Origin of the sequence: Vreelandella aquamarina, assembly GCF_020075495.1 — a bacterium.
GTDB lineage: Bacteria > Pseudomonadota > Gammaproteobacteria > Pseudomonadales > Halomonadaceae > Vreelandella > Vreelandella aquamarina_A.
Genome location: NZ_JABYQT010000007.1, coordinates 107,887 through 123,585 on the forward strand (window position 1 = coordinate 107,887; position 15,699 = coordinate 123,585).

The 15,699-nt window shown below is 58.6% G+C and carries 10 protein-coding genes; 3 read left to right on the forward strand and 7 right to left on the reverse strand.

The features are described from left to right. Nucleotides 1-190: 190 nt before the first annotated feature. Nucleotides 191-1,651: a glyceraldehyde-3-phosphate dehydrogenase gene (locus HW452_RS12340; RefSeq protein WP_224106410.1), complete on the reverse strand. Its 1,461-nt coding sequence runs from the start codon at nucleotides 1,649-1,651 to the stop codon at nucleotides 191-193. Between the two features lie 223 nt (nucleotides 1,652-1,874). Here HW452_RS12340 and mfd point away from each other — a divergent pair, with 223 nt between their 5' ends. Next, nucleotides 1,875-5,324 carry a transcription-repair coupling factor gene (gene mfd, locus HW452_RS12345; RefSeq protein ID WP_224106411.1) on the forward strand — a complete coding sequence of 1,150 codons (3,450 nt, stop codon included), beginning with the start codon at nucleotides 1,875-1,877 and terminating at the stop codon, nucleotides 5,322-5,324. A gap of 84 nt (nucleotides 5,325-5,408) precedes the next feature. After that, the gene (locus tag HW452_RS12350; protein WP_224106412.1) at nucleotides 5,409-6,536 is read left to right on the forward strand and encodes a L,D-transpeptidase family protein; all 1,128 of its coding nucleotides are present in this window, start codon (nucleotides 5,409-5,411) and stop codon (nucleotides 6,534-6,536) included. A gap of 101 nt (nucleotides 6,537-6,637) precedes the next feature. On the opposite strand, the gene HW452_RS12355 is transcribed toward HW452_RS12350, so the two are convergent. From HW452_RS12355 to HW452_RS12380, 6 genes are all read right to left on the reverse strand, one after another. After that, nucleotides 6,638-6,901: an Lpp/OprI family alanine-zipper lipoprotein gene (locus HW452_RS12355; protein WP_126949928.1), complete on the reverse strand. Its 264-nt coding sequence runs from the start codon at nucleotides 6,899-6,901 to the stop codon at nucleotides 6,638-6,640. 209 nt (nucleotides 6,902-7,110) lie between these two features. Next, nucleotides 7,111-7,740, reverse strand: coding sequence for a L,D-transpeptidase family protein (locus HW452_RS12360; protein WP_224106413.1), 630 nt, complete (start codon nucleotides 7,738-7,740; stop codon nucleotides 7,111-7,113). 157 nt (nucleotides 7,741-7,897) lie between these two features. Further along, complete coding sequence (locus tag HW452_RS12365; protein WP_224106414.1) at nucleotides 7,898-8,362, reverse strand: 2-hydroxyacyl-CoA dehydratase; 465 nt, start codon at nucleotides 8,360-8,362, stop codon at nucleotides 7,898-7,900. A gap of 108 nt (nucleotides 8,363-8,470) precedes the next feature. Next, entirely contained in the window at nucleotides 8,471-8,932 is a 462-nt protein-coding gene (locus tag HW452_RS12370; protein WP_224106415.1) for a DUF6586 family protein, read from the reverse strand. Continuing rightward, nucleotides 8,929-11,556, reverse strand: coding sequence for a type I DNA topoisomerase (gene topA / locus HW452_RS12375; RefSeq protein ID WP_224106416.1), 2,628 nt, complete (start codon nucleotides 11,554-11,556; stop codon nucleotides 8,929-8,931). Before topA ends, HW452_RS12370 begins: the two co-directional genes overlap by 4 nt. Before the next feature lie 298 nt (nucleotides 11,557-11,854). Continuing rightward, entirely contained in the window at nucleotides 11,855-14,404 is a 2,550-nt protein-coding gene (locus HW452_RS12380) for a DUF3141 domain-containing protein (RefSeq protein ID WP_224106417.1), read from the reverse strand. 241 nt (nucleotides 14,405-14,645) lie between these two features. On the opposite strand from HW452_RS12380, the gene HW452_RS12385 reads away from it, so the two are divergent. Then, the gene (locus tag HW452_RS12385; protein WP_224106418.1) at nucleotides 14,646-15,629 is read left to right on the forward strand and encodes a LysR family transcriptional regulator; all 984 of its coding nucleotides are present in this window, start codon (nucleotides 14,646-14,648) and stop codon (nucleotides 15,627-15,629) included. Nucleotides 15,630-15,699 lie beyond the last annotated feature (70 nt).

Sequence of the window (15,699 nt, forward strand, 5' to 3'; positions counted from 1 at the left end):
CCCCGAAAAATCTTCCGCATTATAAAGATAAGCGCGGCCAATGACCACATCCCTGATACCCTCAAAAAGTGTTATGCGGCCAACAATTGCAGTTGATTTTCCAATTAAAAACGCCACCCGAAGGTGGCGTTGAGAAAATGCGAAGCGTTGGCGAAAGCCGTTTGACCGGCGATTCACCCACTTATAGGCATCAACCGCGGTGTGGCAGCTTGAGAAACTCCACGTTCGACATCTGCTGCAGGATACGAATTACCTGACAGCTGTAGCCAAATTCATTGTCGTACCATACGTACACGACTACATGATTGTCATTGGCCAGCGTTGCCTTGGCATCGACGATACCTGCGTGACGATTGCCGACGAAATCCGATGACACGACTTCGGCAGAATCCACGAAGTCGATCTGCTTCTGGTATGCCGAGTCGATGGACATGCGACGCAGATAGTCGTTGAGCGACGCGGCATCGGCAGGCTTGTCCAGCGTCAGGTTCAAGATGGCCATGGAGACATTGGGGGTAGGCACACGGATGGCGTTGCCGGTCAGCTTGCCTTCAAGCTCGGGCAAGGCCTTGGCCGCCGCTTTCGCCGCGCCGGTTTCGGTCAATACCATGTTGAGCGCCGCGCTGCGGCCACGACGATCACCCTTGTGATAGTTATCGATCAGATTCTGGTCGTTGGTGTAGGCGTGAACGGTTTCCACGTGGCCATTGGCAACGCCGTACTCGTCGTTGAGCACCTTGAGCACCGGCACGATGGCATTGGTGGTGCAGGAGGCCGCCGAGACGATGCGGTCGTTTTCATCGAGCGTGGCGTGATTTATGCCATATACGATATTCTTGATATCGCCCTTGCCGGGAGCGGTCAGCAGGGCCTTGGCAGCTCCCTTGCACTCCAGGTGCTGACCCAGCCCCGCTTCGTCGCGCCAGATACCGGTATTATCGACGATCACGGCGTTGTCGATACCGTAGGCGGTGTAATCGATCTCGCTGGGCGAATCGGCGTAGATCACCTGAACCACGTTACCGTTGACGGTCAGCGTGCGCGCCTCGGCATCGACCGAAATCGTGCCTTCGAACGGGCCGTGCACGGAGTCACGGCGCAGCAAGCTGGCACGCTTTTCCAGATCCTTGGCCACATCGCCCCGGCCACGCACCACAATGGCACGCAGGCGCAACAGGTTGCCGCCACCGGCCTTCTCGACCAGCACGCGCGCCAGCAGGCGGCCGATACGGCCAAAGCCGTACAGCACCACATCCTGAGGCTCGCCCTTGCTCGCGCCGGGCTGATAACCCTCGATGATATCCTTGAGCTCGCGGCGCAAAAACGCATCAAGGTCGCCAGCCCCCTGCTTTTTGAACGTGACCGCAAGCTTGCCGACATCCACGTGAGCAGGCCCCAGGTTGAGCGTGCTCATGGCCTCGACGATGGGAAAGGTATCCTCGACCGACAGCTCGGTGCCTTCGATCTTGCGCACGAAGCGATGGTCCTTGATGATACGAATGACCGATTGATTGATCAGCGAGCGCCCAAACATGGTGGCCACAACGTTGTTCTGACGATACAGGCGCCCGACCAGCGGGATCATCTGCTCTGCCAGGGCTTGATTGTTCTGCCATTCCTGAAAAACGGTCTCGGAAGCTTGCTGACTCACGTGCGGCCTCATGGGGTTGGTAAAATCCAATGTATTATCCCGGCCTTACCAATAAGCCGCAATGAATGGATGGTCGCACGCCATGTAGGGGTATTACAGAAAATGGCGTTTGACTACAAACTCAAAATGGGCTCTGGTGGAAACCGCAGCGGGCAGGTCTCTAACTGAAACGGGTCATCGTGTATGATCATTACTCCGTTTCAGCGCAAAACGATACCTGACTATGCCATCATTCTCTCTGCTCGAACCGCCCCAGCCGCAAGGGACACGCGACACGCTCTATTGGACAGCGCCACCGGGCAGTGCGTCTGCACTGGCGCTTTCCCAGGTAGCCTCGAGCGCCCCTTTGCTGGTGATCACCCCAAGCACCGCCAGCGCCCAGCGCCTGGAACAGGACCTGGCGTTTTACAGCGATGTTCCGGTGCTGCCCTTTCCTGACTGGGAAACCCTGCCCTACGACAGCTTTTCGCCACACCAGGACATCGTCTCGGCGCGTCTGCGCACGTTGCGCCTGCTTCAGGACGGTGTGCGCGGCATCGTTCTGGTACCGATCAATACGTTGATGCAGCGCCTGCCGCCCGTCTCGTATATTGCCGGACGCGTGATGTCGCTCAAGGCTGGCGCCAAGCTCGACCGGGAAACGTTCAGGGAATCATTGAGCCGCGCCGGGTATCGCGCGGTTGAAACCGTTTATGAGCCCGGCGAGTACGCCATGCGCGGCGCCTTGATCGACCTGTTTGCCATGGGCATGGACGAGCCGATCCGCATCGATCTATTCGACGACGAGATCGACACGCTTCGACACTTCGACCCCGGCAGCCAGCGCTCAACCGACAAGGTAGGAACCGTCGAGCTGCTGCCTGCTCATGAGTACTCGCTGAGCCGCAGCGCCATTGCCTGCTTTCGCGAGCAGTTTGAAACCCTGTTCGACGTCGACCCACGCCAATGCCCGCTGTACAACGATGCGCTCAAGGCTATCCCCTCGCCCGGACTCGAACACTATCTGCCGCTGTTTTTCGATGAAACCGCTTCGCTTTTCGATCACCTGACCGATGACACCCGTGTCGCCCTGCTGCCCGGCGTCTTCGACGCCGCCGAACAGCACTGGCGCTCCATCGAGTCGCGTTATGCCAACCTGGGGGTCGACCCGACCCGCCCGCTTCTGCCCCCGCATCGAGCGTTCTTTCCGGTAAGCGATGTGTTCTCGGCCATCAAGGCACGCCCTCGTATCGAGCTGACCAACCATTCCGAGCAGCGACACGCCCTGACGCCCAATGCCCAGGCGCTGCCGCCACTGGCGATCAATGCCCGGGCGAAGGAGCCCCTGGCGGAGCTTGCTGGCTTTCTTGAGAAGCAGCCTGAGCTTCGCGTGCTGTTTGTGGCCGAGTCCCGCGGACGGCGTGAAGCGCTCGAGGAAATACTCGCGCCACTGACCCGCGCCCTGCCCCACGTGGAGAGCTTCCAGGCCTTTCTGGCGGGCCCGCATGCCCATGCGATTACCGAAAGCCTGGTGGATAGCGGCCTGTGGCTGACCGACCCCAACATTGCGGTCATCAGCGAAACCGAACTGTTTGGCGAAGTGGTGCGCCAGAGCCGGCGGCGCGAAAAGGCCACCGACGACAACGAACTGGCGGTGCGCCACCTCTCGGAGCTTCGAGAAGGCGCGCCTGTCGTTCATCAGGCCCATGGCGTCGGCCGCTATCTGGGGCTCGAGACACTGTCGGCAGGCGGCCAGGCCAACGAGTTTCTTGCGCTCTCCTACGCCGATGGCGCCAAGCTTTATGTACCGGTAGACAGCCTGCATCTGATCTCTCGCTACAGCGGGGCGGACGATGAACTGGCGCCGCTGCACAAGCTGGGCTCGGACCAGTGGGAAAAAGCCAGACGCAAGGCGGCCGAGAAGATTCGCGACACGGCGGCGGAGCTGCTGGATGTTTACGCTCGACGCGAAGCCCAGCAAGGCGTGGTCTACGACGCTCCAGGGGATGAATACGTGCGTTTTGCCGCCAGCTTTCCCTTTGAAGAAACCCCCGACCAGCAGGCTGCTATCGAAGCCGTGATCGAGGACATGGTTTCTCCACAGCCGATGGACCGTGTCGTGTGCGGCGATGTCGGGTTCGGCAAGACAGAAGTGGCCATGCGCGCCGCCTTCCTGGCCGTTCAGTCGGGCCGACAGGTAGTCGTGCTGGTGCCTACCACGCTGCTTGCCCGCCAGCATTTCGAGAACTTCCGCGACCGCTTCGCTGACACGGCGGTCAATATTCGGCTTATCTCACGCTTTACCGCAGGCAAGGAGATGACGCAGACCCTGGAAAGCATCAAGAGCGGCCAGACCGATATCGTGATCGGTACGCACAAGCTGCTGTCCAAAAGCGTCGAGCTGCCCAAGATGGGGCTTCTGATCATCGATGAAGAGCACCGCTTCGGTGTTGCCCAGAAAGAGAAGCTCAAGACGCTTCGTGCCGAAGTAGATATCCTGACGCTGACGGCGACCCCCATCCCGCGCACGCTCAACATGGCGATGAGCGGCATTCGAGATCTGTCGATCATTGCAACGCCGCCGGCCAGACGCCTGTCGGTGAAGACCTTCGTCCAGCAGCGCGACAACAGCATCATCAAGGAAGCCCTGCTGCGCGAGATACTTCGCGGTGGTCAGGTCTACTTTCTGCACAACGAAGTCAAGAGCATCGAGAATGCCGCCGAGCAGATCCGCGAACTGGTACCCGAAGCCAGAGTGGCGGTCGCCCATGGCCAGTTGCCCGAGCGAAGCCTTGAGCGAATCATGTCCGATTTCTATCACCGGCGCTTCAACGTGCTGGTATGCTCGACCATCATTGAAACCGGCATCGATGTGCCCAGCGCCAACACCATCTTGATCGAGCGCGCCGACAAGTTCGGCCTGGCCCAGCTTCATCAGTTGCGCGGGCGCGTCGGGCGCAGCCACCATCAGGCCTATGCCTATCTGCTGACACCGCCGCCCAAGGCCATGACGCGTGATGCGGTCAAGCGCCTGGAGGCCATCAGCGCGTCCGACGATCTGGGCGCCGGCTTTACCCTGGCAAGCCACGACATGGAGATTCGCGGGGCAGGTGAACTCTTGGGCGATGAACAAAGCGGCCAGATGGAAACCATTGGCTACACGCTCTATATGGAAATGCTCGACCGCGCCGTGAAGGCCATTCGTGCCGGCAAGACGCCTAACATCGACGCCCCCTTCAACACCGGCGTGGAAATCAGCCTAAACCTACCGGCATTGATACCTGACGACTATATTCATGATGTGCAACAGCGTCTGGTGATGTATAAGCGCATTGCCAATACGCAAAGCGAAGGTGAGCTCAAGGAGCTGCAGGTCGAGCTGATCGACCGTTTTGGCCTGCTGCCCCAGCCGCTGAAGAATCTGGTGCGCCAGACCCGCCTGCGCCAACGCGCCGAGCAGTTGGGCATCAGTCGGATCGAAGCAGGCGAAAGCCGTGGCAGGGTGCTGTTCGGGAGTTCGACTCAGGTCGATCCACTTACTCTGGTGACCCTGATCCAGACCTCGCCACAGCACTATCGCCTGGATGGCTCGGATACCCTTCGCCTTGAATTTGCAATGGAAACCGTTGAACAGCGTTTTGAACGCATAGAGTCGCTTTTAAGTACCCTTAATCAAAAAGTAGCGGCGGCGTGAACCTTGGGGCAAACTGGCATCAGGCAACCTCCCCGTTTGCTCGTTTACGCGTACTAGCAGTGCATCAACTCATTAGGAATGATCATGAACACTCGTCAAAAATTCACCCTTTGGGGTCCGACCAGCCTGGCAGTCTTGCTGGCTGCCTCCCTCACCGGCCCGGTTTACGCGCAGCAAGAGCCCGAACAGGCAGAGAGCGCGCCGATCGTGTCCGACGAAGCGCTGGCGGGTGCTGAGCAGGCAGTGGCACAGGAGCAGCGTGAGCTTCCCCGCGGGCATTTTCGGCTACCTGAGCAGGGCGATATCATCGGTGAGTACTACACCGTCATCGTCGAGGATCCTGAAGAAACCCTGATCGATATCGCTCGTCGCCATAATATTGGCTACGAGGAAATGCGCATGGCCAATCCCGATATCAGCATGTGGGTTCCGGGTGAAGGCACGGAAGTCGTGATTCCGGCTCGCTACATCCTGCCGCCCGCCCCGCGCGAAGGTATCGTGGTCAACCTGTCCGAACTGCGCATGTACTACTACCCCGCTGACAAGCCCGGCATCGTCGAGACCTACCCGGTAAGCGTTGGCCGTGAAGAGTTCGCAACACCGGTTGGCATCACCCGCACCACCGTCAAGGTCAAGGATCCTGCCTGGGCACCGCCCGCCTCCATGCGCCGTGAAGCGGCCGAGCGTGGCGAACCGGCGCCTGCCGTCGTTCCCCCTGGCCCGGATAACCCCCTGGGCGAGCATGCCATTCTGCTGGCCATGCCGAGCTATCTGATTCATGGCACCAACCGCCCTGACGGCGTAGGCATGCGTGCCAGCCGTGGCTGTATTCGCATGTACCCCGAAGACATCAAGTCGCTGTACGAGCGCCTGCCCAGCGGCACGAAGGTCAACTTGATGGACGCCCCGTTCAAGGCTGGCTGGGCCGCAGACGGCACTCTGTTCGTGCAGTCATACCCGCAGCTTGAAGAGAACCAGGGAGACTTCGAGCCGCTGATCAATGCCATCGAGCGCGTAGACGAGCTGACGGAAGACCAGGTAGAAGTGGACTACGAACAGGTGAAACGCGCGCTGGAAGCGTCTGACGGCCATTTCGTGGCCTTGTACGGCCCTCAGGCACAAGCGCCGGTGGAAGAGACGCCTGCTGAATTCAGAGGCTTATTCGAGGAAGTTGAGCTTAGCCAGACACAGGCTACAGAAGAAGACGCCTGAAGGCGCTCTCTTCACCCATAAAAAAACCCCGCCAGATGGCGGGGTTTTTTACATCTTCAGCGAACCGCGAAGCTAGATAGCTTACAGCGGCCCAGGCAGAATTACTTCTGCATGGAACGCTGGAACTGACGGTTCATTTCTTCACGGCCTTGCTCAGACATCTGCAGGGCAGCTTGCGCGTCGCGCTGAGCTTGGTTAGCAGTGTTCAGAGCTTGTGAAGCCATGCTGCGTGCTTCTGCGGCGTCAGCCTGTGCAGATTCAGCAGTCATGCGAACTTCTTCCAGAGCGCTGGTAGAAGCACAGCCAGCCAGGATTGCCAGAGAAGCGGCAGCGGCGGTCATTTTCAGAGTAGTCTTCAGAGTCATAATGTTCTCCTTGAGTCTTCCTTGGGTACAACGTTAATGGTAAGACAAAGTCAGGCTAAGTGCTTAATGCTACTTTGTCTACCTGCGGTGCAGGTTCCTTACAATGACCTGTGCATCAGCACGTAAGTCAAACGCTGTTTTATAATAGACCACAACGCTTGTCTATAGCCACTTGTACAAAACCTCGTACTTCCTTCAACAACATAAGACTAGCGGATCACGACGCGAGTGCCAACATCTACAAGCTCTGCAACTCGCTCAATTTGTTCATTTGTCACTGCCACGCACCCTTGGGTCCAGTGGTAGCGGCCATGAATGTCGGGATCACTGCTTCCGATGCCATGAATTCCGATTGCCCCACCCAGTGCCGTCTCTTGCGGTGGGTGGCCGTAACGGCGGTAGTAATCAAAATAGGCCTCGTAATCGCCTTGCGAGTAGATGCCTTTTTCCAACGCCATTCGCGCATGGGCTGGCGTAGGATAATCGATACCGAGGAAAATATGCCACCGACTTTGGTAATTAAATCGGTTGATGCGAAACTCTCCCAGCGGGGTGACGTTATCCCCTCGTACGCGCTGCGTCTTGGCCCCCGAGCGGCCCAACGAAACAGGGCCATAGTGCTCCAGCAGCGCATTGCCGCGATAGACGCTGAGCGTTGACTGCTGATCATCGATCAACAGCCATAGCTCGCTGCTGTAGCGGGGAATATGCGCCCGTGAAAGCAGCGTTTCCACCAGATCCGGAGGCTGAGTATCAACGGTGATGCTCGAGGTGGCAGCGCTGGCAACCGCTGGCCAGCCTAGTGCCAGCGCTAGAAAACGGCGGCGGTTCAATGGCATGAAAGAGCCCTCAAAACGGGCCAGCGCGCAGCTGACCAACTTAGCATTTCTGGAGGCTGTTATACCCTATAAACACCGCCGCTGTCAGTGATACTGCTCAACTATTTGACGTCTGGCCTCACGCAGCCGTGTCAATCCAGCATCATTCAACGCAACGCTAGATATCTGCAAACTCTTGCATATTGGTCACCAGCTTGCGCACCTGGGCTTCGTGCCCTTCTGCCAGCGAATTGAAGAACGTGGCTTCCGGCTCGATTCTTGCCCGAAGCGCGCGGTGCTCATAAAGAGCCTGAAGTCTTGTGTGCGTCTCGACCGCTACCTGGATGATTTCATCCACCGATCCGGCTACGGATTTCTCGGCCAGTTGCTCAAGCTCAGGCGGTTCAGGAAACTCGCTTGACTCATCGAACCACGTCTCAAGCACTTCTGAATGATCCGTGCCATCGTGAAAGAGGTCATCAAGGCCTTTCTGCATCTTGATTTCCTCACTGGCCAGATACGTCAGCGCCATCTGCACACGCTCGCTATCCGCCTTGTCTGCCGCATCACTGTATTGCTGGGCCATGCGCTTGTGAAAGCCTTCTGCCCAAGCAATGAGATCCTTGACCGTGTTGTAACGCATCCTTGTCTCCTCTCCACTTGTCAGTCATAGAGTTTGACCACCTTCACGCTGGTGGCCATCTCTTTGATATTGAAAGTACAGTGTAGTTCAGTCGCGATATTTCCGACGCTACCACTCCAGGCTGGTTTCCCGGAGCGCAGCTGTTTCGCGCTTGGCGGCGTCAAGACAGGCCAGCAGTTGAGTACCCACATCTACCTGCCCCCCTACGGCGATCATGGCGGGATTGGCAGGCGCACGCCGGGCAGCGCCTTCACTACCATGTAGCTGCTCTAGTCGGCTGACCAGCCAGCCAAGCCAGCTATTCGATGCGTTCATTACATCACGCAAGCGCTGAAGCTCGGCAAGCTGCGGGCCGTCGTCTGCAAGCAGGCGACGCCAGGCATGATTTTCCAACCTTGCATGCTCGGTCACTTCTTTGAGCAGCGAGTTCAGCGCCAGCTCGAATAGCGCAAGCGCACCCTCCTCGAGCGCCATCTGACGAGCCTGGGCATGCTCGTCATCACCTTTAGCCATGCCGACCAGCAATTCGACCTGATAAAGGAGCTGATTGGTACGCGCACGCGGACTCATTTACGCTTGTCTTCCACGTGCCATTTACCTGCCTCATAGGTGGCCTTCCACCCGGTCGCCTTGCCCTCTTCATCAGTCATCACGTATTGCTCTTTATTCTTGCGCGAGTAGCGAATCTGCGCCGGCCGGCCATCCGGGTCTTCGCTGGGTGCATCCAGGATGAAGTGGTATTTCTCCGGCAGTTCATCGCGGTGAGCCTTGAGTTCCTTGACCAGCGGCGGTCGCGTTTCACGATTCTTGGGGAATTTACTGGCCGCGAGAAACAGTCCGCTCGCCCCATCACGCAGCACGTAGTGGTCATCCACCTTCTGGCAGGCCAGCTCCGGCATCGGGATCGGGTCCATCTTCGGTGGTGCCACCTCGCCGCTTCTCAACAGCTTGCGAGTATTCTTGCAGTCGCTGTTGGTACAGCCGAAATACTTGCCAAAGCGCCCGGACTTGAGCTGCATTTCAGAGCCACACTTGTCGCACTCGATGACCGGGCCGTCGTATCCCTTGATCTTGAACTTGCCCTGCTCGATTTCATAACCATCGCAATCCGGGCTGTTGCCACAGATGTGCAGCTTACGGGTCTCATCGATCAGGTAGTTGTCCATGGCCGTGCCGCATTTGGCACACCGACGCTTGGCGCGCAGGGCATTGGTTTCGGCCTCATCGCCGGCATCGGCGGCCACGGCTTCCTCGCCAGGAATGAGATCGATGGTGGTCTTGCAGCGCTCCTTGGGAGGCAGGTTATAGCCGCTGCAGCCCAGGAATACACCGGTCGAGGCGGTACGAATCTGCATCTTGCGCCCGCACGAAGGGCAATCGATATCCGTGGGCACCGGCTGGTTGGGCCGCATGCCGTCGTCACTTTCCGCTTTCGCAAGCTCTTCACGAAACTCGCCGTAGAAGGCATCCAGCAGCGCCTGCCAGTTGCGCTCGCCTTCGGCCACCTCATCCAGGCTGTCTTCCATGCGTGCGGTAAACGAGAAGTCCATCAGATCCGGGAACGACTCCTTCAACCGCTCGGTGACGATATCGCCCAGCTTTTCCGCGTAGAAACGGCGGTTTTCCAGCTTTACGTAGCCGCGATCCTGAATCGTGGAAATGATCGAGGCGTAGGTGGAAGGCCGGCCGATGCCCTGCTTCTCGAGCTCCTTGACCAGGCTGGCCTCGGTATAGCGTGCCGGTGGCTTGGTGAAGTGCTGCTGCGGGTCGAGCGACTCAAGCGCCATGGGCGTGCCCTTGGGCAGATCCGGCAGCGTCTGGTCTTCGTTCTTGCCACTGGGCTTCATCACCCGTGTGTAACCATCGAACTTGAGCACGCGGCCTTTCGCACGCAGGTCATAGCCATCCACTTCAACGCTCAGCGTACTGGACAGATACTCGGCGGGGGTCATCTGACATGCCACGAACTGGCGCCAGATCAGCTCGTACAAGCGCTCAGCATCGCGCTCCATGCCGACAAGGTCGGTTGCCTTGCGCTCGACGCTTGACGGGCGGATGGCCTCGTGTGCCTCCTGCGCGCTCTCCTTGCTGCTGAAGCGATTGGGCGTTTCCGGCAGATAGCGCTCGCCGTACTCGTTGCCGATGAACTCACGAACGCTCTCGACCGCATCCTTGGAGAGATTGGTCGAGTCCGTACGCATATAGGTGATGTAGCCAGCTTCATAAAGGCGCTGGGCCATGGTCATGGTTTTCTTGACCGAGAAGCCCAGACGACCACTCGCGGCCTGTTGCAGTGTCGACGTGATGAAAGGCGCCGTCGGCTTGGAGCTGGTCGGCTTGTCTTCGCGTGAAGTGATGGAGAGCTTGGCCTTGCGCAGCGCCTCGATACTGGCCATGGTTTCTTTTTCGGAGGTAGGCCGGTAGGGCTTGCCATCCTGCCTTGCCAGGGCGAAGCGCACCAGCTCGCCGTCCGGTGATACCAGGTCGGCATGCACATCCCAGAACTCTTCGGGAATGAAGGCACGGATATCGCGCTCGCGCTCGACGATAAGACGCACCGCCACAGATTGCACACGGCCGGCGGAAAGTCCTCGCGCAATCTTTGCCCACAGCAGCGGGGAAAGCATGAAACCTACGACCCGGTCGAGAAAGCGCCGTGCCTGCTGCGCTTCCACACGGGGAATATTCAATGCGCCCGGCGCCTTGAACGCATCCTGAATGGCGTTTTTGGTGATCTCGTTGAATACCACGCGCTTGTAGCGACTATCATCACCACCAATGGTCTCGCGAAGGTGCCAGGCAATGGCCTCCCCTTCACGGTCCAGATCCGTTGCCAGATAGACGGCGTCGGCCTTTTCAGCGAGCTTCTTTAATTCGGCCACCACCTTCTCTTTGCCGGGCAGCACCTCGTAGTGTGCTTCCCACCCATTGTTCGGATCGATCCCCATGCGTCGGATGAGCTGTTCCTGGCTCTTGCGCTTTTTATACTCAGCCTTCTCTTCCGCTGACATCTTGCGTGTTGCCGCGGCTTGGCGAGCGCGCTCCTTGGGATCGGAAGCTGCCTTGCCCGAGCCGCTGGTCGGCAGGTCACGGATGTGACCCACGCTCGACTTGACGATGAAATCGTTGCCGAGATACTTATTGATCGTCTTCGCTTTAGCCGGCGATTCGACGATGACCAGTGACTTGCCCATAGTGCTCCACTTATCTATTGCTTAGGCTGACCAGCCCGCGCCTGAATACGGTACCGCACAGTGTGACGATAAACGGCCTGACCCGTGACCAGCACAATCATACGGATGAAAAAATGCGCCTACCCTACCCCAGCCCTTGGCCAAGCGCCAGTAGCAAGCGAACGGTAAATAACAAACCTTACTTTTTATACCAGAGTAGCTAGACACTAGACCGCTGCCCGAAGAACGGCAACCCACCATTGCTTCATAAGCAAAACGCCCCTGCCAAAGGGCAGGGGCGTGATCAGATCAAAAGCGCTCAACGTTTACGCGGTGATTTACGTTGAGCAAGGTCCGCCGTTGATTTTTTTGAATCGCCACTCGACCCATCTTTCTTTATCGCGGATGGCGATGGTGACGGCGCGGGGCTCTTCTCACCCTCGCTGGCTGGCGCCTCGCCATGCTTGATCACCGCCTCGGCTACGACGGGATTATCGACCTTGGCTTTCGTGACCGCTGCCCTGGGTTTGGTGGGTGCCGCTTTTTTCGCGGCAGGCTTGCCTTGAGAGGCCTTGCTGGAAGAAGCCTTCGGCGCCGGCGCCTTGGGTGCTGCCTCCTTGGGCCGAGCCTCGTCGAATAGCGCCTTCACTTGTACAAAACGCTCGGCGGCGTGTTCTGAAAGCTCACCGCTTGCGGCAAACACGTGCTCGAGATTCTGGATATGCCCATCGATATCACTGTTACCTTGTCCGGCCAACAGCTCAGGCAGCGTCTTCAACGCCTGCTCGCGATCCAGCTTCAGGATGGAGAACTGCTCACGCACCAGACGCTTGAACTCGCAAAGCTCGATACCGTTTTCAAGCTTGGCTCGTGACGCCCTCAAACGCTTGAAGTTGCGCTCATCCGTCGCCGGCGCCCCACCCATGACGTAGATCAAGGAGCGCATGATGGCTTCCTGCGGGCCGCCCTGGGCAATCTGCTCACGCAGCTCGGCCTGACGCCGCGCCAGAAAACGGCGGTGCTCGGGCTCAGCACCGGGGCGGCGGCGATGCACGTGCGCATCACCGTATAACCCTACCGCTGCCTGAAGCTGCGGCTGGCCATAGATATCCAGAAACAGACGCTCGGTACTTCTGTCGCGCAGATCACGCATGGCATTCAGAGACGCAATGATCTGATCAGAGCCCATGGTTTCCAGCGTCTTGAACAAGTTATCAGACCCTACCTGTCGACGGTTCTTGCGCACCGCTTCGGCCATGACCGGTAGCGGTACTGACAAGGGGTTGCGATCAGACAGCAGCTTGTAGCCCAGGCGAATGGGGTGCATGCGGCGAATGAAGCGGGCCGCTTCCGGCGTCATTACCGCCTGCAGCCAGGGCTGTACATAAAGCCGGTAAAGCCCCAGATTGATTTCCGAAAGACGTGCCACGGTGGCAAACCGGCGATCATCGTCCGGGTCGTGGTGTACTTGCTGGTCCAGCTCTTCGAAGTTGCGCGGGGTAAACTCGAGCAGATAGTCACGCTCATAGAGACTGGCATCGCTGCCTGCCGGTGGCTTGGTGGCCGTCGTCTCATAGAGCCCTGGCGGCAACACGTCGATGTAATCCATGTTGGCGGTGAACTCGGAGTGCTCCTTGCGCGATACGCTGCCCGAGACAAAGATTCCCAGATGCCCGGTGGTATCGTGCATGCAGTAAACAATCGTCTGGTCGTTGGCAATGATGTCGTCGGTATCTTCATAAAGATCGCGAATCCAGCCAAGTGCCTGCGGCGGCGGGGTGATATCGTCCCCCCGCGAGCAGAACACCACGACAGGTGAGCGCAGGTTGCGCAGATCGATACGCCGCCCGTCTCGGGTCACCAGTTGCGCCGTCGAAAGGCGATTGCCCACGAACAGGTTATCGACGATGTACTGTATCTCTTCACCACCCAGTACCACATGCCCGCCCCACCAGCGTTCGAAATCCAGGTAGCGCTGGCTTTCGGTATCTATGTTGGCATAGAGGTGATACTGCTTCTTCCAGTAGGTATTGGCCGGGTTCAGGCGTTCGAAGTTCTGCACAAGCCAGGCGCCGTCAAACAGGCCATTGCCCATGTCGCTGGTGAACGCCGTTACCCAGCTTCCCCCGGTCATCCCACCGGTATAGCGCATGGGTGCCTTGCCACGCTCGCCTGCCCAGTAGGAAAGCGGCGCGCCGGCAATCAGGATGGGGCCAAAGAGGTCGGGCTCGAGCGAGGCGGCCATCATCAGCTGCCAACCCGCCTGGCAGTTGCCCACCACCATGGGCTTTTCACTGATGTCGGGATGACGTTCGATGACATGACGCAAAAAGGCGACTTCGGCCTCGACGACATCTTCGACCGTCTGGCCCGGCTCGGGAAACGGCAAGAAGCCGATAAAGTAACAGGGGTGGCCCGCCTTCAAGGCCACGCCCAGCTCGCTATCGGGCTTGAAGCCGCCAATGCCGGGACCATGGCCGGCACGCGGGTCAACCACCACGAAGGGGCGTTTCTTGGCATCGATGACGGTGCCTGCTGGCGGTAGTACACGCAGCAGTTCGTAATTGGTAGGCTGAGGCAGCGTTCGGCCATCGAGCAGCACTTCGGTTTCAAACCCCAGCACGTTTGGCTTGGTCTGCTCCATGTGCTCAAGGTACTGATTGCCGCGCTCGCGCATGACGTCCCAGTAAAGTACGCTGCGCTCGACGCTATCGCGCCAGTAGTCGGTCGCCGCGCGTCCAATCCCGAACGGGTCCATCAGTGAGGTCAAGACATCACTGCCCAGCCGAGCAGAGGGCTCGTCTGGTGTCTTGGTCCAGGCGTTCAGCAATGGATTAGCGACGAGCAGAGAATGGGCAAGAAAATTCATAGCGTCTCCCAAGGGTGAATGCACAGGCGATCAACCCAACAGCCATAATGCTGCGATGCAATATAGTCTAGGCCACTCCTTGCTCAGCGTCGATAAATAGCACTCTGTTTTTTTACCGGATCAACACACGTCGGCACAGCAGGCACAGACAGCCAAACAGTGATAGCATTTTCACAGGCTTTCGTGGCTTATAGTACCGCCTGCACTCCTCATGAACGCAGGCCGATTTCCAGAGGTTGTCATGTCATCTCCCAAGCTGCTTAACCGGCTGACCTTCCGCCAGCTGCAGGTCTTCCAGGCCGTACATCGCCAGCGCTCCTATTCGCGCGCGGCCGAACAGCTAGGATTGACCCAGCCTGCGGTCAGCGCACAGATTCGCCAGCTTGAACAGGCGCTCGGACAGCCGCTGTTCAAATACGCCGGCAAGACGCTGCACGTGCTGCCGGCGGCGAATACACTGGCGCTTTCGACTCAGGAGATATTTGGCCAGCTATCACGCCTGCAGATGAATCTTTCGGATATCAAAGGCAAGATTTCCGGCGAACTGAACCTGGCCGCCGTTTCATCGGCGCAGTACATCGTGCCGTACATTCTGGCGCGATTTCGCGCCCGTTACCCAGACATCCAGGTACGCCTGAAAGTATGCAACCGCAGCCAGGCACTCGAGCGGCTGGCACAGCAGCAGGATGACCTGGTGATCATGGCCATGGTGCCGGAAGACGATCGGCTGGAGGTGATGCCGATCATCGACAACGAGCTTGTGGCGGTCGTATGGCCCGAGCACCCCCTTCTGGAGATGCAGGCAGCCACCCTCGCCGACTTCGCCCGCCACTACGTGCTGATGCGTGAGCCCGGCTCGGGCGTACGCAGCGCCCTTGAGCAACTGGCGGCTTTACAGAAAATCGCGCTTTCGCATCGCATAGAACTAGGTACCAATGAAGCCATCAAGCAGGGCGTCATGGCGCAGCTGGGTGTTGCCGTACTGCCTCGACTGGCAGTGCGCCTGGAACTCGAGCAGGGGTTATTGACCGAGCTTTCACTGGCGGATTTTCCCCTACGTCGTGCCTGGTGCACGGTGTATCGCCGCGAACGCTTTCCCACTCCGGTAGCGGAACTCTTCTTGCGGTTTGTGCGCGACCATCTGGCGCAGTTTCAGCACCATTTCAAGGCCCCATCAAGCCCACTGCCCAGCCATGGCGTTGCCTGTTTACCCATGACCCCCTAGTCAAGGTGGCGGTGTCCTGTTAATCGACAGATATGTTACATTACGCCCTACTACCTACGTATGAATTGGC

Excerpts from the sequence above, each read along its gene's own strand:
- HW452_RS12365 (WP_224106414.1), bottom strand. The coding sequence starts at position 8,362 with ATGCGTTACAACACGGTCAAGGATCTCATTGCTTGGGCAGAAGGCTTT.
- HW452_RS12360 (WP_224106413.1), bottom strand. The coding sequence starts at position 7,740 with ATGCCATTGAACCGCCGCCGTTTTCTAGCGCTGGCACTAGGCTGGCCA.
- topA (WP_224106416.1), bottom strand. The coding sequence starts at position 11,556 with ATGGGCAAGTCACTGGTCATCGTCGAATCGCCGGCTAAAGCGAAGACG.
- mfd (WP_224106411.1), top strand. The coding sequence starts at position 1,875 with ATGCCATCATTCTCTCTGCTCGAACCGCCCCAGCCGCAAGGGACACGC.
- HW452_RS12350 (WP_224106412.1), top strand. The coding sequence starts at position 5,409 with ATGAACACTCGTCAAAAATTCACCCTTTGGGGTCCGACCAGCCTGGCA.
- HW452_RS12385 (WP_224106418.1), top strand. The coding sequence starts at position 14,646 with ATGTCATCTCCCAAGCTGCTTAACCGGCTGACCTTCCGCCAGCTGCAG.
- HW452_RS12380 (WP_224106417.1), bottom strand. The coding sequence starts at position 14,404 with ATGAATTTTCTTGCCCATTCTCTGCTCGTCGCTAATCCATTGCTGAAC.
- HW452_RS12370 (WP_224106415.1), bottom strand. The coding sequence starts at position 8,932 with ATGAGTCCGCGTGCGCGTACCAATCAGCTCCTTTATCAGGTCGAATTG.
- HW452_RS12355 (WP_126949928.1), bottom strand. The coding sequence starts at position 6,901 with ATGACTCTGAAGACTACTCTGAAAATGACCGCCGCTGCCGCTTCTCTG.